Genomic DNA, 20,204 nt, shown 5'->3' on the forward strand with positions numbered 1-20,204 from the left:
CTCGTGTCAGCGGGCGGGCGGCATGTCCGTGGGGCTGGAGTCCAGCCCGGGCCTCTTGCCGGCCCAGGCGCCGCGGGTGAAGTCCGGGATCTCGACCGGGCGGCCGTTCCTTGCCAGGGACGCGGCGCTCAGCGGGACCGCCGCGCACCAGGCGGCCGAGTCGTACACATCGATGTCGGGCACCAGTCCCGCGCGCATCAGCTGGACGGTGCGCCACTGCAGGACGTAGTCCATACCGCCGTGACCGCCGTTGTTCGCGGCGTCGTCACCGACCTTGCGCCACAGCCAGTGGTCGTACTCCTTGCGGTAGTCGGCGAAGTCGCGCCAGGTGTGGCCGCCGTGGTCCGGTTCCAGGTAGACGCGCGCGCCGGTCGGGGCGGGCCCGGCGTAGTCCTCGACGATCCCGCGGCTGCCGGCGAGGGTGTTGATCCTGCTGTACGGCCGGGGTGAACTCACGTCGTGCTCGGCCCGGATGACCCTGCCCTTCTCGGTCTCGATCAGGCAGGTGACCAGGTCGCCGTTGATGTACGTCTCCTTCCAGGACGGGTGGTCCCGGGGGACGAAGCGCTCGCGGTAGTCGGCGAGCCCCTTCGGGGCCGTCGCGCTGGCGGCGAGTGTGGCCATCCGGTCGCCGCGGTTGATGTCCATGGCCGCCGCGATCGGGGCCAGCCCGTGCATGGGGTAGAGGGAGGCGGTACTGCGCGTGTGCCACAGGCGCCGCCAGGAGTCGGTGTAGTAGGTGTCGGAGAACAGGAGTTCACGCAGGTCGTGGAGGTAGCCGCCGTGGCCGTTGGTGATGTCGCCGAACACGCCGGCGTGCGCCATCCGCAGCATGGCCAGTTCGTTGCGGCCGTACGAGCAGTTCTCGGCGAGGAGCAGATGCCTGCGGGTGCGCTCTGAGGTGTCGACCAGGTCCCAGAGTTGGCGCAGTTCCGTCGCGACGGGGAGTTCCACGACCGCGTGCCTGCCGCTCAGCAGGGCGGCTCTGCCGTGCTCGTAGTGGAACTCCCAGGGCGTGGCGACGTACACCAGGTCGATGTCGTCGCGCCGGAGCATCCGGGCGTAGGCCTCGGCTGAACCGCCGTACTCGGCGGGGCGGGGCTCGCCCTTGCCCACCAGCCGGTCGGCGGCGCGGCGCGCCCGGTCGGCCCGGATGTCGCAGACGGCGGTCACGGTGCAGCCGGGCACGGCAGCCCAGCCCTCGACCATGCCACCGCCACGGTTGCCCAGTCCGATGACCCCGACCCGGACGGTTCTGCGGGCCTCGAACGGCACGCCGATCATCGACTTCTGCCCGGGGCGGCGGCGGGGCGCCTGCCCGGTCGTGGCGGCCGTGGCCGGGGCCGCCGCGGTCATCCCGGTCGCGAGCGCACCGGTGGCGACGGCTCCGCCCAGGAGAAGTCGGCGTGAGACAGCGGGTGTTCTGGACATGACGGCAACACTCCTCGGTGGGGTGGCTCGCATCACTGCCGGGGCACTGTCGGGACTTTCGGGGCATGACTCTGGGGGCTTCGGCAGCTACATGTCAATATGTGCTCGATAGAAAGCAGTTCCGAGCAGGATCGAGCATCGCTGGTCGAAACCCCGAACGCGCCGACGCCCTCAGTCGGACACGCAGGTCAGCCGGAACCCGGTGAAGTCCGCCGTGAACGCCGCGTCGACGAGGTCCCGGGCGTGGATGCCCGCCATCGCACCGGTGAACCGCAGCCGGGAGCCGTGGTCGTCGGACAGCCGGCTGAAGTCCAGGGCCGGTCCGACCGCCGTACGCACCCCGCCCCGTACGTACCAGAAGCGGGCGTCGGCACCCTCGACCGTCACGCCCAACGTCACCGGACCCGCCACCGGCACGTCCACCACCGCGACCTGTCGCGCACCGGCTTCATCCCGCTCCACAAGGCTGAGCACCGTACGGCCACCCCCGCCCCACTGCTGCCCACGCTGCGGTTCGCCCTCGGGCTCCGCCCAGGTCAGGTCCAGGCTGAGATACGCCTCGGCGTCGTACCGGAGCAGCAGCCCCGCGGCCTGGGCGAAGGTCACCGGCCGTGCCTCGACGGTGACTTCGGCCTCGGCGCGGTGCTCGGTGACGCGCTGGGCCAGCAGGCTGGTCGCCCAGCGGGACTCGGGGCCGTGCCGGCCGCGCAGCCGGATCCAGCCCGGCCGCGCCGTGGTGTCGGTCCAGGACGGGTCCGGCGCCTCGCGCAGGGTGCTCCACGGCCAGGACAAGCCCTCGGGAGGGGCGGCGGGAGGCACGGGCACCGGAGGGGCCGGCAGCGGGTGCGGCCGGGAGGAGAGTGGTTGCGGCCGGGTCGGCACCTCGACGTCCACCGCCGGGTGCCAGCCGCCCTGCCGCAGCCGCGGCCAGCCCTCCGCGTCCCAGGTCACCGCCTGGATCGCGGTCTCCCGGCCGAGCGTGCAGCGACGGCCCTCCCGCGTGTGCAGCGGACGGGCCGTCAGATGACTGAGCAGCCACTGCCCGTCCGCCGTCTCGACCAGCTCGCCGTGCCCGGCCTTCTGCAACGGCACGCTCTCGTCGTCCCGCGTCGTCAGCAGCGGCCGGTCGTCGAGTGCGTACGGCCCGGTCAGCTCCCGGCTGCGGGCCACCCGCACCCCGTGCTCCCAGCCCGTGCCGCCCTCCGCGAGCACCAGGTAGTACCAGCCGTCGCGCCGCAGCAGCTTCGGCCCCTCGACCAGCCGGTCGTGCTGGAGCAGCAGACACGTCTCCCCGTGGGGTGTCAGCGTGTCCCGGTCCAGCTCCGTGACGACGATCCCCGCGAACCGCCGCCCTCCCGGCCGGTGGTCGTTCTGCAGGTTCAGCAGCCACAGCCGGCCGTCCTCGTGGAACAGCGCCGGATCGAAGCCATGGCTCGCCACCCGGCGCGGGGCGCTCCACTCGCCGCCGACCTCGGTGGCCGTCGAGACGTACGTGTCGAGATCGAAGTACGGCGTGCCGACCGACCGTACGACGGTGTACGTCACCCAGAACCGCTCCCCGTCCCAGCTCAGCGACGGAGCCCAGATGCCGCCCGAGTCGGGCACCCCGGCCAGCGAGCCCCCTGGAGCCGCGCCCTCGACATGCCCCGCGTACTCCCAGTGGGCCAGGTCCCGGGAGCGGTGGACCGGGATCGTCGGGAACCACTCGAAGGAGCTGGTCGCCACGTAGTACCAGTCGCCGACCCGGACCAGTGAGGGGTCGGGGGCGAAGCCTCGCAGGACGGGGTTGCGCAGGACGGTCACGTGAGGGCTCCGGGTCGGGGTGGGCACCTGCGGGCCGCAGGGAATCGGGGTCACCTGCGGCCCCCAGGAGCCGGGAGAGAAGGGCTACTTGAGGGCGCCGAGCGTCACGCCCGTCCGCCAGTAGCGGCGCATCGCGACCATCATGATCGCCATCGGCACGATGGACAGCAGCGCGCCGGTCAGCACCAGACCGGTCAGGTCGATGCCGGACTCAAGACGCGTGCCGGTCCAGTTGTAGAGGCCGAGGTTGAGCGTCCAGTTCTCCTTGCCGCGCAGCACGGTCAGCGGCAGGAAGAAGGCGTTCCAGGTGTTCACGAAGGCCAGCAGGAAGACCGTCGCGCCGCCCGTCGTCATCATCCGCAGCACGATGCTGAAGAAGATCCTCAGCTCGCCGGCGCCGTCGATCCGGGCCGCCTCCAGCAGCTCGTAGGGGATCGTGGCCTCGGTGTACACCTTGGCCAGATACACGCTGAACGGGTTGATCAGGCAGGGGATCAGCATTGCCCACGGGGTGTCCACCATGCCGATCGCCGAGAACAGCAGATACAGCGGGAGCGTGAGCAGCGCGATCGGGATCAGGAACGAGCCCACGACACAGGCGAAGATCGCGTTGCGGCCCGGGAAGTCGAAGCGGGCCAGTCCGTAACCGGTCGCGAGGGCGATCAGCGTGCCGCCGAGCGAGCCGGCACCGGCGTAGAGCAACGAGTTGGCCGTCCACCGCAGGAAGATGCCGTCCTGGTACGTGAACACCTGGTGCAGGTTGTCCCACAGATGCCAGCCCGAGAACCACAGTCCGTTGCTCTGGTACAGCGCCGTGCGGTCCTTGGTCGCTGCGACGATCAGCCAGTACACCGGGAACAGGCTGTACACGCTCGCCAGGACCAGCCCTACGAGGAGGAAGCGCTGGCCGCCCCGCCCGCGCGAGGCCGGATCCGGACGGGACAGGCGCCGCACACCCCGGACCTCGGGCCGCTCGGTGGCGGTCTGCTCGGTCAGCGTCATCAGTCGGCCTCCTTCGAGGTGAGCCGGTAGAAGAGGAAGGAGGCCACGCCCAGGATCAGGGCGAGCAGCACGGACAGCGCGGCCGCGTAGTTGTAGTTGCCCGCGTTGAACGCCTGGTTGTAGATGATCATGATCGGGGTGAAGCTGTCGCTGACCGTCTGCGGCGTGATGTTCCGGAACAGTGCCGGCTCATTGAAGATCTGCAGCATCTGGATGATCGACAGCAGCCCCGTCAGGACCAGCGCCCCGCGCACGAACGGGATCTTGATGCTGCGCGCGATCCGCAGTTCGGAGGCACCGTCGAGCCGGGCCGCCTCGAACAGCTCGCGCGGCACGCCCTGCAGCGCCGAGTAGATGATCACCATGTTGTAGCCGATGCCGTGCCAGGTCAGCAGGTTGCCGATGGACGGCCACACCATCGACGGCGCGAAGAAGTTCCAGTCGAGGCCGAGGGCCTTGCCGATCGGGGTGAGCGGACCGACGTCCGGGCTGTAGAGGTTGACCCACACGATCGCCGCGACCACGCCGGGGATCATGTACGGCACCAGCAGCAGGATCCGGAACCGGCTCGCCGCCCTGGAGGTCAGCGCGTCCAGGAACAGCGCCAGCAGCAGGCTGACCAGCAGCATGAACGGGATCTGGACACAGGCGAAGAGCACCACCCGCAGGATGGAGTTCATGAACGCCGAGTCGCTCAGGCCCTGCGTGTAGTTGTCGAGCCCGACGAACTCCGTCGTCGCGCCGCCGAGGCCGAGCCCGGACTGCTTCTCCGTGAACAGCGACTCGTGGACGGCGTAGCCGATCGGGAGCAGATAGAGGAAGACGAAGCCGAGCTGGAAGGGCACCGTGAACGCGGCGCCCTTCCAGCGCAGGGAGCGAGTCATCGATGCCTCAGCCCTTGACGCTGATACCGCGGGACTTCAGGTCCTTGACCGTCCACTCCTGCATGTGCGCGAGCAGGTCGGTGACCTTCTCCTGCTTGTTGACGACCTTGGCCCAGCCCGCCTGGAGCTCGGTGAACATCGCGGTCCAGTTCGGCCCGTAGGTCCAGTCGGTGGTGACCGTGCCCAGGCTGTCCGTGACGACCTTCTGCGCCGGCTCGTAGTTCTTGCCGAGCAGCTTCCGCGAGATCGACTCACCGACGTAGGAACCGCTGTCCTTCAGCGCCGGCATCACGCCGTTGCCGGTCTCCGGGCTCGCCATCGTCTTGACGGCGTCCTGGTTCGTGGACATCCACAGCGCCACCTTCGCCGCCTGCTCCTGGTTCTCGCACTGCTTGGTCACCAGGGTGACGCTGCCGGTCAGGTTCGTACCGGCAGGCGTCCTTGCCGCCTCGCCCTGGTACGTCGGCCAGGGGGCCAGGGCCCAGTCGCCGAAGGACTTGGTGAAGTTCTGCACCATGCCGGCCATCTGCCAGGTGGAGATCTGCCGGGTCGCGGTGGCGCCGGTGTCGTAACTGCGCTGCACGGCCGCGTAGTCGGCGAAGGACAGCTTGGCGTTCAGGTCGTTGTCGATGATCTCCTGGATCACCTTCGCGGCCTTGAGGGTGCCCTCGTCCTGGAAGTCCACCTTCCAGGCGTTGCCGTCGATCGCGTACCAGTGCGCCCCGGCCTGCATCGCGAGCACCTCCAGGGTGCTCGGGTCCTCACCGGCGTAGTTGGTGATCTTGATGCCGTGCTTCTTCAGCACCTTGCCGGCGGCGATGAAGTCGTCCCAGGTGGCCGGGGGCTTCAGACCGTACTTCTCGAAGATGTCGGTGCGGTAGATCGTGAACTGGGGTGCCGAGCTGGTGGGGACGCCGTAGAGCTTGCCCTGCACCTGCGCGCTCGCCCAGGCGCCCGTGTTGAACTCGTCCTTGTCGCCCTCGACATACTGGGTGATGTCGGCGAGCGCGTCCTGCGACACCCAGCTGGTCACGTACTCGGCGGTGTTCTGCACCAGACAGGGGGCGTTGCCGGCCTTCACCGCGTTCGTCAGCTGCTTCTGCATGGTCAGCTGGTCGGTGACCTTCGTGTACTTCAGCCGGATGTCCTTGTGCGAGGCGTTGAACGCCTTGACGACCGCCTCCTGGCCGTTGGCCCAGCCCCAGAAGGGGAGGGTGACCGGACCGGACTTCGACGCGGCGTCGTCGCCCGAGCCGGATCCGCCGCAGGCGGAGAGCAGACCTGTCAGCGCGATGCCCGCGACAGCGGCGGAGGCGAACCTTCTCCGGGGGCTGGTGAAGTTCATCTGACCGTGATCCTTCGGAATAGGACGTTCTCAGAACGAGAGGACGGCGGCGGCTCGGTGGTGCCGGCCGGGAACGGCGGCCGGAAAACCGTCGGCTCGCGGTTGCGGGGGGTCGGCCAAGCAGAAGCTGTAGTAAGCGGTTGCTGGGACGGTAGGCGGACGGATCCGCTCAGAGCAAGAGGTGCGCGGCAATTTGTTACGGCGGATCGTCCGGCGGGTGGACGCGGGCCGTATGGCGAGGCCCCGCGTCCGGCACGGCATACGCACAGGTCAAGGCGTTTCCAGAGGTACCGGTCCGTGGCGCGGCGGGCGCGCCGCCGGGATCCGCGCGGGGCCGTAAAGTCTCTGGAAAACGGTTACGTAACGAAGCTTCGTCGTCAGACGCGTGTCGCCGGCGGCCGCACCGAGTTGCGGACCACGACATGCGTACCCAGCACCAGATGGTCGCCGTCGGCGCTCTTGCGGCGGCCCGCCCCGCCCTCGCGCCGGTCGGCCACCGCGCGCAGCGCGACCCGGCCCATCTCCTCGTACGGCACGTGCACGGTGGTCAGTTGGGGCGTGAGCTGGGAGGCGAGCGGGATGTCGTCGTAGCCGACGATCGAGACGTCCTCCGGTACCCGAAGGCCCGCCGCGCGCAGGGCCTGCGCGGCGCCCGCGGCGACCACGTCCGTGCCGGCGAGCACCGCGGTGAAGTCCGGCGTGTCGCGCAGGGCCGCCTCGACCGCCTCGTAGCCGTGCTCGTAGTCGTACGGCCCGTGCCGGACCATGCCCGGGTCGAAGGGCACGCCGTACGCCTCGAAGGCCCGCTGTGCTCCCTTCAACCTGCCCTGGGCGGTGGTCAGTTCCGCGTGGCCCGGCAGGACGAGGACGCGTCGGTGGCCGGCCGACAGCAGATGGCTGGCCATCGCGTAGGCGCCGCCCTCGTTGTCGTAGTCGACGGTCGTCGCCGGGACGTCGCCCTCCAGCGGAGGCCTGCCCACCAGGACCAGATGCGAGCCGGCCGCGTCCAGGGAGCGGGCGAAGCGGGCCATGCGCAGCTGGTACTCGTCGTAGTCGTAGGCGCCGCCGAGCAGGATCACGGCGGCCACGCCCTGCTGCCGCATCATGTTCACCAGGGCCAGCTCGCGCTCCGGGTCGTCGCCGGTCGTGCCGACCAGGGAGAGCCAGCCGCGCAGTGTGGCGGCGCCCTCGACGCCCTTCGCGACGTGCGCGAACGCGGCGCCGGTGATGTTGTTGATGAGGATCGCCACCGTCGGTGTGCCGCCGCCGGCGAGGGAGCGGGCGTGGGCGTTGGTGACGTAGTCCAGGTCCCGGACCACCTTCATCACCCGGCGGCGCAGCTCCTCCGACACCGGGTAGTTGCCCGACAGCACCCGCGAGACGCTGGCCACGGAGACGCCCGCGCGCTCCGCGACGTCGCGGATGGTCGCCCGGCCGGCGTCACTCGTCGCCTTGCGCTGACTCACCCTTGCGGCTCCTTCGCGGTAGTGGCCCGGACTGTCGCCGTCCGGCCGGCGGCGGGCCCGGCCGCGCCGACCGCGGCGGTCGTGCCCGCGTCGTGCGGAAACCGTATCCCATCGTTACTCCAGGGCCGGAGGGCCTGTGGACAGCGGTCGAACGAGCCTGCCCGGCATGACATGTGCAGGAATCGCCCGTCGTGCGGCGACGAGCCGCGCCGCGCTCTCACAGCGTCGGCCACCGGGCCGTGACGCGGTCTGTGGCGGCGTCCCTCCGGCAGGCACACTTAGGGGGGCTTCTGATGGATCTCCGCGGCGTCGCGACGCCCGGCACGCACTCTCGCCGCACCGGACAAAAGGCCTAGTAGCTCCTCCCCCACTCTCGGCTTCGCTCGAGCGGGGGGACCCCCATAGAGGCCTTCCGCCCGGCACGCCGAGAGCACGCACCGAACGCCGCTCCTTCTTCCACGGAGATCCATCAGAAGCCCCCTAGCGGCGGTACGGAAGCGCCGGCGACACGGGGGAGGCGCGATGGACTCGGCGGTGGCGGGCCTGCTCGCGGCGATGGTGGGCGTGGGCGGCACGCTGGGGTCGGCGTGGCTGACCCAGCGCCGCGGGGACGCGTCCCGCCGCGAGGAGTGGGAACGGCTCGAAGGAACGCGCCGCGCCGAGATCGCCGCCCAGCTCGCGGAGTCGGGCCGGGAGACCCGCCGAGCGGCGTACACGGAGTTCAACGCCGCCGCCCGCCACTATCTGGCGACCCTCAACGACCACTCCCACGTCCTGCGCATCGGGTACGACCCGCAGGAGTCGCTGGCCACGGTCGAGGCGGCCCGCGTGGACTACCGTCGCCGGCACGCCGAGGCCCAGATGATCGTGCCGGACAGCGTGCTGACAGAGGTGAAGCGGGTCGACAGCGACCTGAACTCCGTGTACGGCGTCCTGGCTCGCCTGACCCGTGGCACCACACGCGAGGGCGACGACATCGAGGGCGTGCGGGAACCGATCAGGCAGGGCTGGCAGGACCTGTCCAGGCTGCGCACCGCGATGCGTGAGGACCTGGGAGTGACAAGGCCGTCCCCGGACTGAGGCCGCTTCGCCGGCCGACGTCGAGCCCCTTTCCCGGCACCCGGCCGCCCGACCGCCGCCGCCCGGCCCGATCGCCCGCGGGATCTCTGCCGCGTCGCCGAACGGCCCGCCTGTCATGGCCTGTCCGCCGGGGAGACAGGCCGCTCCCGCCCCTGCCGTGAGTCCGGACCGCCCGCCCGCCACGGCGTCACGCCACCCGTGCCAGATCCGACCGCCGCACCTCGTGGACCGGTGGCGCGCCCGCCGCCAGGCGCTCCAGTTCCTCCACCACGATGCGGCCGAGCCGCTCCAGTTCGTTGCCCAGTGAGCCCGCGATGTGCGGGGTGAGGAACACGTTGGGCAGGTGGTACAGCGGCGAGCCGGCGGGCAGTGGCTCCGGGTCGGTGACGTCGAGGACCGCGCTGAGCCGGCCCGAGAGCAGCTCACCGGTGAGCGCCTCGTGGTCGACCAGCGCACCGCGGGCGGTGTTGATGAGCACGCCCCCGTCCCGCACCAGGGCGAGCCGGTCGCGGTCGAGCATGTGGTGGGTCTCGGGGATGTCGGGCGCGTGCAGGCTCACGATGTCGCTGCGTCCGAGCAGGTCCTCCAGGGACAGTGACTCGGCACCCAGCGCGGCGGCCTCGGCCGGGCTCACATACGGGTCGTGCAGCAGGACGGTGAGGTCGAACGGCCGCAGCAGCTCCAGCAGCCGGCGGCCCACCCGGGACGCGCCGACCACCCCGACGCGGCGCCCGAGGTTGCCGGTCGCGGCGGTCTCCGCGGGGCCCGGGTAGGCATGGGTGCTGCGGAAGTGCTCGCGGTGGTCGAAGGCGTCCTTGCCCACCAGCAGGATCATCGCGAGCGTGTACTCCGCCACGGGCAGGGCGTTGCCCGTCACCGCGCTGGAGACGGTGACCCCGCGTTCCCACAGGGCCTCGCCGACCAGGGAGCGGACGGAGCCGGCCGCGTGCAGCACGGCGTCGAGCTTCGGGACCGCCGCGAGGACACCGGCGTCCAGGTGCGGGCAGCCCCAGCCGGTGATCAGCACCTCGGCCGAGGCCAGGGCACCGGCCGCGGCCGGATCGGCGAAGTCCCGCACCACCAACCCGGGGTCGATGTCGGCCGTGCGCCTCAGTCGCTCCATCAGCGGCGGAGGGAAGAGCAGCGGGAGGTGCACCGGGTCCATCGCGAACACGGTCCGCGGCAGCTGAGGGCTGGGCATGACTCTCCTGGAGCAGAGGGCGGAGGACGGAAACTGTTTCAGAAAGCGTCTTCTACCGTAGATCCGCCGGGAAGCGGCGGTCAATCGGCTGGGCGGGGATCTCGGCGGGAGGTGCCGGTTCGGCGCAACGCCCGTGATGAGCGCAGGTCGTGGCGCGACGCGAGAGGGCGAGGTCGGTGGGGTGAGGGAGCCGGGCCGGGTGTGACCGGGCGGATCGGACCCGAGGGATCCCGCCGGGGTGGCTCGGCAGAAGACATAGTCGTAGAAATCGATTACTGAGGTTTCGGTGGGGGAGGGCGGAGCCTGTGTGGCCGCTGTCGAGATCTCGGTGTCCGGGCGATCCCGTCGACAACCGGTTCCACAGTTGTTGCCGAGTCGAGCGCGGAGACGTCCCTGGTCATGCCGGTCGGGGGCACTCTTCGATGGCTTGATCGCTTCGGCCGAAAACAGGTCTGACCCGTCCTCAGGCTGATGACGCCGAGGTTACACAGTCTTTTCGAAAATTCGTCAAGGCTCTTGACGCGCCATGCCGTCCGGAAGAAGCTCTGCCCCACGCACAACAACCGGTTGCCAAGCCACCGGAACCGCAAGGAGGTGGTGCGTTCATGCACCCACATGCTGGTGCTTCCCTGAGCCGCCGCCGATTCCTCGCCGTCTCGGCAGCGGGCGCCGCGACCGGCGCGGCGAGTCTGAGCGGCTGCGCGATGCAGGTCTCCAGCGGCGTCAGCGGCGGCGGCGAGACGGTCACGCTGATGGTCAAGCCCGACGACCTCTCCCCGGAGCTGGTCAAGCAGGCCCAGAAGGACATCGGCGTCAAGATCGTCACGGTCCGCTACGACATCACCAAGCTCATCGGCATGATGACCAACGGCGCCCCGCCCGACCTGGTACGCGGCGTGGGCGCCACGGACGCGCCCTACTTCGCGGCACGGGACGTCATGGAGGACCTGGGCCCCTATTTCGCCAGGAGCCATGTCCTCAAGGTCGACGACCTGGACCCCGTCAACGACCTCTGGCGCTACGACGGCCGTACCCAGGGCAAGGGCCCCCGCTACGGCATGGCGAAGGACTTCTCCCAGGACTCCATGTTCTGGTACAACACGGCCCTCTTCGACGAGGCGGGTGTCGCTCACCCGCCGGAGACCCAGCCGGTCACCTTCGAGGAGTGGCTGGAGAACGCCGAGCGGCTGACGCGGCGCAAGAGCGGCCAGACGACCGTCTTCGGCGGCAGCTACAACGGCGTGTCCACGCCCAACCTGCTGGCGAGCCTCACAGCGGCGGCCGGCGGCAGCCTCTTCACCGACGACTTCTCCCGCGTCGACTTCACCACCCCCGAGGCCCGCAAGGCGCTGAACTGGTACGTCGAGTACGGCAGGGCCAGGGTCGGCCCCAGCATCGTCCAGCCCGACCCCAACACCTGGGACGGGCCCACCTTCCAGGCCAACCGCATGGCCATGTCGAACTCCGGCTACTGGCTCGGCGGACTGATCAACTCCGACAGGAAGCTGGCGCCGCACGCCCGCCTCGCACCGGCCCCGGTCTTCGCGGGAGGGCAGCGGGTCAGCCCCTGCCAGGCGGGCACCGGTCTGTGGATGCCGAAGAAGGCGAAGAACAAGGACGCCGCCTGGCGGGTCTTCGAGTGGTTCTTCGGCGAGGGACCGGCCAAGGCCCGCGCCGCCGGCGGCTGGGGCATCCCCACCCTGAAGTCCCTGCGCCCGCTGATGCCCGCCCAGGAGGACTACCAGAAGCGGGTGCTGAAGGTGCAGAACGCCGAACTGAAGCACTTCTCCGTGATCGCCTACACGCCCTACGCCACGGCGGACTCCCTCTACGCCCTGTTCAACCAGGAGGCCCCGGCCGCGATGAACGGCCACATGTCCGTCGACGCCCTGGCGGGCCGGCTGAACTCGGTCATGAACGAGCAGCTCAAGCGCGGTAAGGAGCAGGTGGGATGACGGTCGACCAGATACCCGTCACGGGCAGCACCGGCCCGGTCGCGCGCACCGACCGCACGGCACCGGCCCGGCGGCCCCGGGTCTCCATGACCGCGCGCAGGCACCGCGCCTTCTACCTGTTCACCTCGCCCTGGATCACCGGTTTCCTGCTGCTGACGATCGTGCCGATGGCGTACGCGCTGTGGCTGAGCTTCACCACCTACGACGGCATCTCACCGCACTGGCGCTACGTCGGCCTCGGCAACTACACCGAGCTGTTCTCCGACCCGCAGACCTGGAACTCCCTGGGCCGCACAGGCCTGTTCGCCCTCACCTCGGTGCCGCTGTCGATCATCGCCGGGCTGGGGCTCGCCGTCCTGGTCAACCGGCCGATCAAGGCACGCGGACTGTTCCGCACCCTGCTCTATCTGCCGGCCGTGGTGCCCCCGGTCGGCGTGGGCCTCACCTTCAAGGCGCTCTTCGACCAGAACTCCGGTGCCGCCAACGGCGTCATCACCCTCTTCGGCTTCGACGCCCTCGGCTGGCTCGCCGACCCCTACGCCCGCTACGTGCTGCTGATGAGCGTGCTGTGGGCCGCCGGAAACGTCATGATCATCTCGCTGGCGGGGCTCCAGGACGTGCCCCGCGAGCTGCACGAGGCCGCCCGCATCGACGGGGCGAGCGCCTGGCGGACCTTCCGCAGCATCACCGTGCCGCTGCTGTCGCCGGTCCTGCTCTTCCAGACGGTGACCGGCGTGATCGCCTCGGTGCAGACCATCATGCCGCTGCTGCTCTCCCCGGACGGCACGACCGCCGGCGTCACCGCGCTGCCGCAGTCCAACTACCTCTACATGATGCATGTGTTCTCGCAGTACTTCGCGCTCGGCCGCTACGGCTACGCCTCCGCACTGCTGTGGGTGCTCTTCGTCCTGATCCTGATCGTGACCGGACTCATCTTCAAGTTCACGTCCGGAGTCGTGTTCTACAACGTCGACCCGGAGGCGAAGAAGTGACCGCCACCAGCCTGCCCCCGAACTCCGCGCCCCGGGTGCGCGTCAGCCGCCTCGTCCTGTACACGGTCCTCGTCGCCCTCACCGGGCTGTTCATCGGCCCCTTCGGCTGGCTGATCCTCTCCGGCCTGAAGACCCCGGCGGAGCTGGCCGCCTCGCCCGTGCACTGGCTGCCCACCCACGTCCAGTGGCACAACTTCGCGGACGCCTTCAACCTGATCGACTTCCTCGGCTACGCCCGCAACTCCCTGGTCATCGCCCTGATCTACGCCACGCTCGTCACGCTCAGCTCGGCCTGGGTCGGCTTCGGCTTCGCCCGCCTGGACGCCCCCGGCAAGAAGACGCTGTTCGGCATCCTGATCGGCTCGATGATGCTGCCCCAGATGATCACCCTGCTGCCGACCTATCTGATCTTCGCGAAGCTCGGCATGGTCGACACGTACTGGCCGTGGGTGTTCTGGGGACTGGCCGCCGCCCCCTATCTGGTCTTCCTCTTCCGGCAGTTCTTCGCCGGGCTGCCCCGCGAGCTGGAGGAGGCCGCGATCGTCGACGGCTGCGGCTACGGCACCATCTTCTGGCGGATCTTCCTACCGCAGTCCTGGCCGGTGCTCTCCGCGAGCTTCGTCATCGCCTTCACCTGGTCCTGGGGCGACTACATCGCCCCGCAACTGCTGCTGTCCACCGACAGGTCGACGCTGGCCGTGGCCGTCATGACCACTTATGTCACCTCGGCCGGGACGCCCGTCGCCAACCTCCAGGCCGCCGCCTCCGTGATGTACGTCGTGCCGATCCTGCTGATCTTCCTCATCGCCCAGCGCGGCTTCGTCGCCGGCATGTCCACCACCGGCCTGAAGTGACCCCGGCCGGCTCTCGTCCTCGTACCGCCAAGGAGCTCACCATGACCCCGTCCCTGTCCCGCCGAGGCGCCCTCCAGACGGCCGGTGCCACCGTCCTCGCCGCCGGGCTCACCCACCTCACGGCCACGACCGCCAGGGCCGACGGCACCGCCGTCGCACCGAAGCTGGTGACCTACCCCCGCCCGTCCGCCATGCCGACCAACACCAGCTTCAAGGTGCGGGTCCGTACTGCCCCCGACGGCGAGTGGCAGACGCTGGACATCTGGCGGCCCCAGCTGGGGGAGATCAACCCGACCACGGGGTCGAGCAAGATCTACAGCTCGTCGCTGGCGTACTTCGACTTCCAGGGCTCCGTCGAGGTCGAGGTCACCTACCTCAAGGGCGGCACCACCAAGGTCCGGGTCAGACCGGACTCCTACGGCATCAAGCCCGAAGTGGGCGGCGACACCCTGCGGTTCACACTCGACAGGCCGCGCAACATCGTCGTCCAGATCAACGACGACATCTTCGACGTCCTCCACCTCTTCGCCCGCGCCGTCGAGAAGAAGATCCCCGCGCAGGACGACCCGAACGTCCTCTACTACGGTCCCGGCGTCCACACCACCGCCGACGGCTATCTGAAGGTTCCCTCCGGCAAGACCGTCTACCTCGACGGCGGCGCCGTCCTGAAGGCGACCGTCCTCTTCCGCGGCGTCGAGCACGCCGGGCTCGCCGGGCGCGGTGTCCTCGCCGGGACCGTCGACGGCGGTGTCCTGATCGAGAACGCGAGGAACATCTCCGTCGGCGCGGTCACGGTGCTCAACCCGAACGGCTATGCCGTCAAGATGGGCGAGGCCACCGGCGTCACCGTCAAGGGCCTCGGCTCCTTCAGCTCCAAGGGCTGGGGCGACGGCATCGACGTCTTCTCCAGCAGCAACGTCGTCATCGACGGCGTCTTCATGCGCAACTCCGACGACTGCATCGCCATCTACACCCACCGCTGGGAGTACTACGGCGACACGAGCGACATCACCGTCCGCAACTCCACCCTGTGGGCGGACGTCGCGCACCCCATCAACGTCGGCACGCACGGCAACACCGACAACCCCGAGGTGCTGAAGAACCTCACCTTCAAGAACCTCGACATCTGCGACCACCGGGAGCCCCAGATGGGCTACCAGGGCTGTATCGCCCTCAACCCCGGCGACAGCAACCTGATCAGGAACGTGAAGGTCGACAACGTCCGCGTCGAGGACTTCCGCTGGGGCCAGCTCATCCATATGCGGGTCATGTACAACACGAAGTACAACACCTCGGTCGGCCGCGGCATCCAGAACGTCTACGTCAAGGACCTCTCGTACACGGGCAAGCCGCTCGCCACCTGCCTGCTGCTCGGCTACGACGCCAAGCACGCCATCAAGGACGTCACGTTCGAGAACCTCGTCGTCAACGGCACGGTCATCGCCGACTCGATGAAGAAGCCGGGCTGGTACCTCACCACCGACATCGTCCCGATGCACGCCAACGAGCACGTGCTGAACCTGAAGTTCCTCACCACCGCCGAGGCGGCCGCCGCATCATGAGCACCAGCCCCCTGAGACCGATCGCACCGATCGCACCAAGCCGCCGGGGCTTTCTGAGCGGTGCCGCCGCCCTGCTGCTGGTGTCCGGGGCGAGCGGACTGCTCGCGCCCGGCACCGCCCGGGCCGCCACGGCCCGCCCCCGGGCGTTCACGCACCCCGGACTGCTGCACAGCGCCGCCGACCTGGCCCGGATGAGGGCGGCGGTCGCCGCGAAGGAAACTCCGATCTACGACGGTTACCTCGCCTTTTCCGCCCACGCGCGCTCCAAGTCGACGTACACCGTCCAGAACACCGGCCAGATCACCTCCTGGGGCCGGGGCCCCACCAACTTCCAGAACCAGGCCGTCGCCGACTCGGCCGCCGCCTACCAGACCGCGCTGATGTGGTGCCTCATGGGCGAGCGCGCCTACGCCGACAAGGCCCGGGACATCCTCAACTCCTGGTCGGCGTCCCTCACCGCCGTCACCGGAGCGGACGGGCCCCTGGGCGCCGGTCTCCAGGCCTTCAAGTTCGTCAACGCGGCCGAACTGCTCCGGCACAGCGGCTACGACGGCTGGGCGAAGGAGGACATCGCCCGCTGCGAGGAGTCGCTCCTGCGCGTCTGGTATCCCGCGATCTCCGGCTACATGCTCTACGCCAACGGCAACTGGGACCTCACCTCCGTCCAGTCCATCCTGGCCATCGGCGTGTTCTGCGAGGAGCCGACCCTCTTCGAGGACGCCCTGCGCTTCGCCGCCGCCGGCGCGGGCAACGGCAGTGTCCCGCACCGCATCGTCACCGACGCGGGACAGGGCCAGGAGTCCGGCCGCGACCAGGGCCACGAGCAACTCGCCGTCGGCCTGCTCGCCGACGCCGCGCAGGTCGCCTGGAACCAGGGCGTCGACCTGTACGCCTTCGACGACAACCGCCTGCTGAGGAACACCGAGTACGCCGCCCGCTACAACCTCGGCGGCGACGTCCCGTTCGTCCCCGACCTGGACCGCACCGGCAAGTACGTCAAGACGTCGGTGTCGGCCGTCGGACGGGGCACCCTGCCGCCGATCTACGAGATGGCCTACGCGCACTACGCCGGTGTCCGCGGCCTCGGCACCCCGTACACCGAGGCGGCCGTCTTCCGGGGCACCGACGGCGCCCGCGTGGTCGAGGGCAGCAACGACGACCTGCCCGGCTGGGGCACCCTCACCTTCGCCGGTACGAAGGCCCCGGCCCCGTCCGTGCCCACCGCCCCGGCCGGTGTCACGGCGGCCGGCGACGACAGGTCCGTCACCGTGGCCTGGCTGCCCTCGGCGTGGGCGGAGTCGTACACGGTCCTGCGGGCGAGCAGCGTCGACGGGCCGTACGAGAAGATCGCCACCGGTGTCGGCAAGCCGGCGTACACCGACCGCCGCGCCCGCCCGGGGCGCACCTCGTACTACACGGTGATCGCCGTCAACTCCCGAGGACAGAGCGGCCGTTCTGCCTGGGCGTCCGCGGTACCCGGCCTCCCCACCCCCTGGTCCACCCGGGACATCGGCGAAGTCAGGATCCCCGGCTCGGCGTTCTTCGACGGCGAGCGGTTCGTGCTGGAGGCCTCCGGCACCGCCGACAGCCACCGCCTGGCCCATCTGCCGCTGCGCGGCGACGGCACCATCACCGCGCGGATCGTGTGGCCGCTCAGCTCCCAGTACTCCAGGATCGGCGTCACCGTACGGGCCGGCCTGGACGCGGACGCGGCCCACGCCGCCATGCTGATCCAGGGCCTGCCGCTGCACACCTGGAGCGGTGTGTGGAGCGTACGGCCGAAGGCGGGGGCCGGGATCAAGGGCACCGGCAGTACGCCCGTGCCGCCGTCCCAGCAGCAGGCGATCACCACGAGCGCCGCCTTCCCGATCTCCTCCCTCGGCGAGCTGCCCGAGTCGGCGACCCCGCTCGAGGCCCCGTACGTCGAGGGCGCGGGCGACGGCTACCGGCTGCGCATGCCGTACTGGGTCCGTGTGACCCGCCGGGGCGACCGCTGCACCGGCGCCATCTCCCCGGACGGCGTCCACTGGACCGAAGTGGGCTCCAGCGAGGTCCGGTTGGGGAACACGGTCCACGTCGGTCTGACCCTCACCTCCTGCCTCGGTGTCGACGAGGAGTACGCCGAGACCGGTACCGGCGCCTTCGACAACGTCAGCATCACCTCCCGTACGGGCGGTGGCGTCTGGTCCGTGCCGCGCCCGGCCCGTGCCGCCGGTGACCTGCGGGCCGCCGCGGGCGCCGACGCGGTCGAGCTGGCCTGGACCGACCCGGACCTCTCGGCCCGCTACCAGGTGCTGCGCTCCACCTCCGCCAAGGGCCCGTTCGGGACGATCGCGACCGGTATCGGCCCCGTCGGCTTCGGCACCCGCGTCCGGTACGCCGACGCCACCGGCAAGCCCGGCACGACGTACCACTACGCCGTCGCGAAGACCAACAGCTCCGGGCGCGGACCCCTCTCCGACCCGGCGAAGGCCACGATGCCGACGCCGTCAGCTCCTCGACTCACCTCATCCGCAACCGCGTTCGCGAACAAGGGCGTTCCCTTCCGGCACCTGCTGCGCGCCTCGCACGAGCCGGCCCGGTTCGCCGCGAAGGGACTGCCCGACGGCCTGCGCGTCGACCGGCGCACCGGCCTGATCTCCGGAACCCCCACCCGGAGCGGCGAGTTCACCGTCACCACCAGCGCGGGCAACGCCGCCGGAGACACCACCGGCACCCTCACCCTCACGGTCGGCACCCCGCCGCCCGCGCCCTGGACCCACGGCGACCTGGGCGATGTCGTCCTCGACGACCGCGCCTACGGCACCCTCGGAGTGGTCGCCGTCCGGACCCCCGGCTCCACCGCCCACGAGGACGGGACCTTCGTGGTGCGGGGCGCCGGAACCGACCTCACCGTCAACAACCAGGGCATGACGGGCCAGTTCGTACGACGGCCCGTCAGCGGTGACTGCGAGATCACCGTCCGCCTGGTCTCCCGCACCGGAGCCGTTGGCGACCGGGTCGGCCTGCTGATGGCCAAGTCCCTGTCGCCGTTCGACCAGGCGGCCGGGGCGATCGTGACCGGCGGCACGAGCGCCCAGCTGATGCTGCGCCCCACCGTCGCCGGAAAGTCCACCTTCACGGGCAACGCGGCGGTCACCGCCCCCTGCCTGCTGCGGCTGAGGCGCACCGGGACGCACTTCACCGCATCAGCCTCGACCGACGGCGGCGTCACCTTCACCCCCCTCGCCGAGGGAGACCTCCCCGGGTTTGGTGATGCGCCCTACCACGTGGGCCTCGTGGTCTGCTCCCGCGACCCCCTGGCCCGCAGCACCACGGAGTTCGACGAGGTGAGCATCACCCCCATGTAGCACTCCACCGATGGGAGAACCCCCACATGAGCCGCACTTCCCCCCACCAGCACCACGAGGGCGGCCAGGTGAGCCGCCGCGGTCTGCTCAAGACCGCCGGCGGCCTCACCGCGGCCCTCGCCCTCGGCGCCACCGCCACCACGGCGGACGCCGCCCCCGGCACCTTCACCCACCCCGGCATGCTCCACAACGCCGGCGACATCAACCGCGCCAAGGTCAGGGTCGCCGCGGGCACCGACCCCTGGCTGTCCGGCTGGAACAAGCTCGTCGCCAACTCCCACTCCCAGTCGACCTGGACCAACCGCGCCACCGCCACGATCATCCGCGGCGGCACCGGACAGAACTACGGACTCCTCTACAACGACATCGCGGCCGCCTACCAGAACGCGCTGCGCTGGAGGGTCGGCGGCACCGAGGCCAACGCCCAGTGCGCCGCGCGGATCCTCAACGCCTGGGCGACGACCCTGACGACGGTCACCGGAAACGCCGACCGGTTCCTCGCCGCGGGCCTCTACGGCTGGCAGTTCGCCAACGCGGCCGAACTCATGCGGGACTACGGCGCGTTCGACCTCGCCGCCTTCCAGGAGATGATGGTCAAGGTCTTCTACCCGCTCAACAACCAGTTCCTGACCGGCCACAACGACGCCTGCATCACCAACTACTGGGCCAACTGGGACCTGTGCAACATGGCCTCCGTGCTGGCCATCGGCATCCTCAACAACGACGGCGCCAAGTACGACCAGGCCGTCGGCTACTTCAAGAACGGCGCCGGAAACGGCTCCATCAAGAACGCCGTCCCGTTCCTGTACGGCAACGTCGAGGGCTACGACCTCGGCCAGTGGCAGGAGTCCGGCCGCGACCAGGGCCACACCGTCATGGGCATGGGCCAGATGGGCGCGATCTGCGAGATGGCCTGGAACCAGGGCGAGGACCTCTACTCGTACGACGGCCGCCGCTTCATGAAGGCCGCCCAGTACGTCGCCAAGTACAACCTGAACATGGACGTACCCTTCACCACCTACAACTGGGGCAGCGGCCAGAACTGCTCCCCGCAGTCACAGACCGTGCCCGGCGCCGGGTCGCGCGGCCAGGTCCGCCCCGTATGGGCGATGCTCCACTACCACTACGGCCGGCGCCTGCTCCTCGACGACAGGTACATCTCCCAGATGTGCTTCGCCGTCGCCCCCGAGGGCGGAGGGGGTGACTACGGCAGCGACAGCGGCGGCTACGACCAGCTCGGGTTCGGCACCCTGATGTACGCCAAATAGCCGTCAAGCCG

At 70.1% G+C, this 20,204-nt stretch carries 14 protein-coding genes; 7 read left to right on the forward strand and 7 right to left on the reverse strand.

Annotated elements, in window-relative coordinates; all coding sequences use genetic code 11:
• Window positions 1-6: 6 nt before the first annotated feature.
• The 6 genes from ACIBK5_RS22135 to ACIBK5_RS22160 form a co-directional block, all read right to left on the reverse strand.
• Window positions 7-1,431 carry a Gfo/Idh/MocA family protein gene (locus ACIBK5_RS22135; protein WP_399021589.1) on the reverse strand — a complete coding sequence of 475 codons (1,425 nt, stop codon included), beginning with the start codon at window positions 1,429-1,431 and terminating at the stop codon, window positions 7-9.
• Window positions 1,432-1,602: 171 nt separating this feature from the next.
• Window positions 1,603-3,234 carry a glycoside hydrolase family 43 protein gene (locus ACIBK5_RS22140; RefSeq protein ID WP_399021590.1) on the reverse strand — a complete coding sequence of 544 codons (1,632 nt, stop codon included), beginning with the start codon at window positions 3,232-3,234 and terminating at the stop codon, window positions 1,603-1,605.
• 84 nt (window positions 3,235-3,318) lie between these two features.
• Entirely contained in the window at window positions 3,319-4,236 is a 918-nt protein-coding gene (locus ACIBK5_RS22145) for a carbohydrate ABC transporter permease (RefSeq protein ID WP_399021591.1), read from the reverse strand.
• Complete coding sequence (locus ACIBK5_RS22150) at window positions 4,236-5,120, reverse strand: carbohydrate ABC transporter permease (RefSeq protein WP_399021592.1); 885 nt, start codon at window positions 5,118-5,120, stop codon at window positions 4,236-4,238. Before ACIBK5_RS22150 ends, ACIBK5_RS22145 begins: the two co-directional genes overlap by 1 nt.
• Before the next feature lie 7 nt (window positions 5,121-5,127).
• The gene (locus ACIBK5_RS22155) at window positions 5,128-6,465 is read right to left on the reverse strand and encodes an ABC transporter substrate-binding protein (RefSeq protein ID WP_399021593.1); all 1,338 of its coding nucleotides are present in this window, start codon (window positions 6,463-6,465) and stop codon (window positions 5,128-5,130) included.
• 377 nt (window positions 6,466-6,842) lie between these two features.
• The gene (locus ACIBK5_RS22160) at window positions 6,843-7,931 is read right to left on the reverse strand and encodes a LacI family DNA-binding transcriptional regulator (protein ID WP_399021594.1); all 1,089 of its coding nucleotides are present in this window, start codon (window positions 7,929-7,931) and stop codon (window positions 6,843-6,845) included.
• Between the two features lie 522 nt (window positions 7,932-8,453).
• On the opposite strand from ACIBK5_RS22160, the gene ACIBK5_RS22165 reads away from it, so the two are divergent.
• Window positions 8,454-9,011 carry a hypothetical protein gene (locus ACIBK5_RS22165; RefSeq protein ID WP_399021595.1) on the forward strand — a complete coding sequence of 186 codons (558 nt, stop codon included), beginning with the start codon at window positions 8,454-8,456 and terminating at the stop codon, window positions 9,009-9,011.
• A gap of 187 nt (window positions 9,012-9,198) precedes the next feature.
• On the opposite strand, the gene ACIBK5_RS22170 is transcribed toward ACIBK5_RS22165, so the two are convergent.
• On the reverse strand, window positions 9,199-10,212 hold the full coding sequence (locus tag ACIBK5_RS22170) for a hydroxyacid dehydrogenase (protein ID WP_399021596.1): 1,014 nt from the start codon (window positions 10,210-10,212) through the stop codon (window positions 9,199-9,201).
• Between the two features lie 605 nt (window positions 10,213-10,817).
• Between ACIBK5_RS22170 and ACIBK5_RS22175 the strand changes: the two genes are divergently transcribed.
• From ACIBK5_RS22175 to ACIBK5_RS22200, 6 genes are read left to right on the forward strand one after another with little or no spacing between them, the layout of a single operon-like run.
• Window positions 10,818-12,167 carry an extracellular solute-binding protein gene (locus ACIBK5_RS22175; protein ID WP_399021597.1) on the forward strand — a complete coding sequence of 450 codons (1,350 nt, stop codon included), beginning with the start codon at window positions 10,818-10,820 and terminating at the stop codon, window positions 12,165-12,167.
• On the forward strand, window positions 12,164-13,159 hold the full coding sequence (locus tag ACIBK5_RS22180; protein WP_399021598.1) for a carbohydrate ABC transporter permease: 996 nt from the start codon (window positions 12,164-12,166) through the stop codon (window positions 13,157-13,159). The genes ACIBK5_RS22175 and ACIBK5_RS22180 overlap by 4 nt, the downstream gene beginning before the upstream one ends.
• Entirely contained in the window at window positions 13,156-14,013 is an 858-nt protein-coding gene (locus tag ACIBK5_RS22185) for a carbohydrate ABC transporter permease (protein WP_399021599.1), read from the forward strand. Before ACIBK5_RS22180 ends, ACIBK5_RS22185 begins: the two co-directional genes overlap by 4 nt.
• Before the next feature lie 41 nt (window positions 14,014-14,054).
• Window positions 14,055-15,575: a glycosyl hydrolase family 28 protein gene (locus ACIBK5_RS22190; RefSeq protein ID WP_399021600.1), complete on the forward strand. Its 1,521-nt coding sequence runs from the start codon at window positions 14,055-14,057 to the stop codon at window positions 15,573-15,575.
• Window positions 15,572-18,925, forward strand: coding sequence for an alginate lyase family protein (locus ACIBK5_RS22195; RefSeq protein ID WP_399021601.1), 3,354 nt, complete (start codon window positions 15,572-15,574; stop codon window positions 18,923-18,925). Before ACIBK5_RS22190 ends, ACIBK5_RS22195 begins: the two co-directional genes overlap by 4 nt.
• Window positions 18,926-18,951: 26 nt before the next feature.
• Window positions 18,952-20,193: an alginate lyase family protein gene (locus ACIBK5_RS22200; RefSeq protein ID WP_399021602.1), complete on the forward strand. Its 1,242-nt coding sequence runs from the start codon at window positions 18,952-18,954 to the stop codon at window positions 20,191-20,193.
• The last annotated feature ends 11 nt before the right edge of the window (window positions 20,194-20,204 follow it).

It is taken from the genome of Streptomyces sp. NPDC050546 (genome assembly GCF_044457425.1).
In the GTDB taxonomy this organism is placed as follows: Bacteria; Actinomycetota; Actinomycetes; order Streptomycetales; family Streptomycetaceae; genus Streptomyces.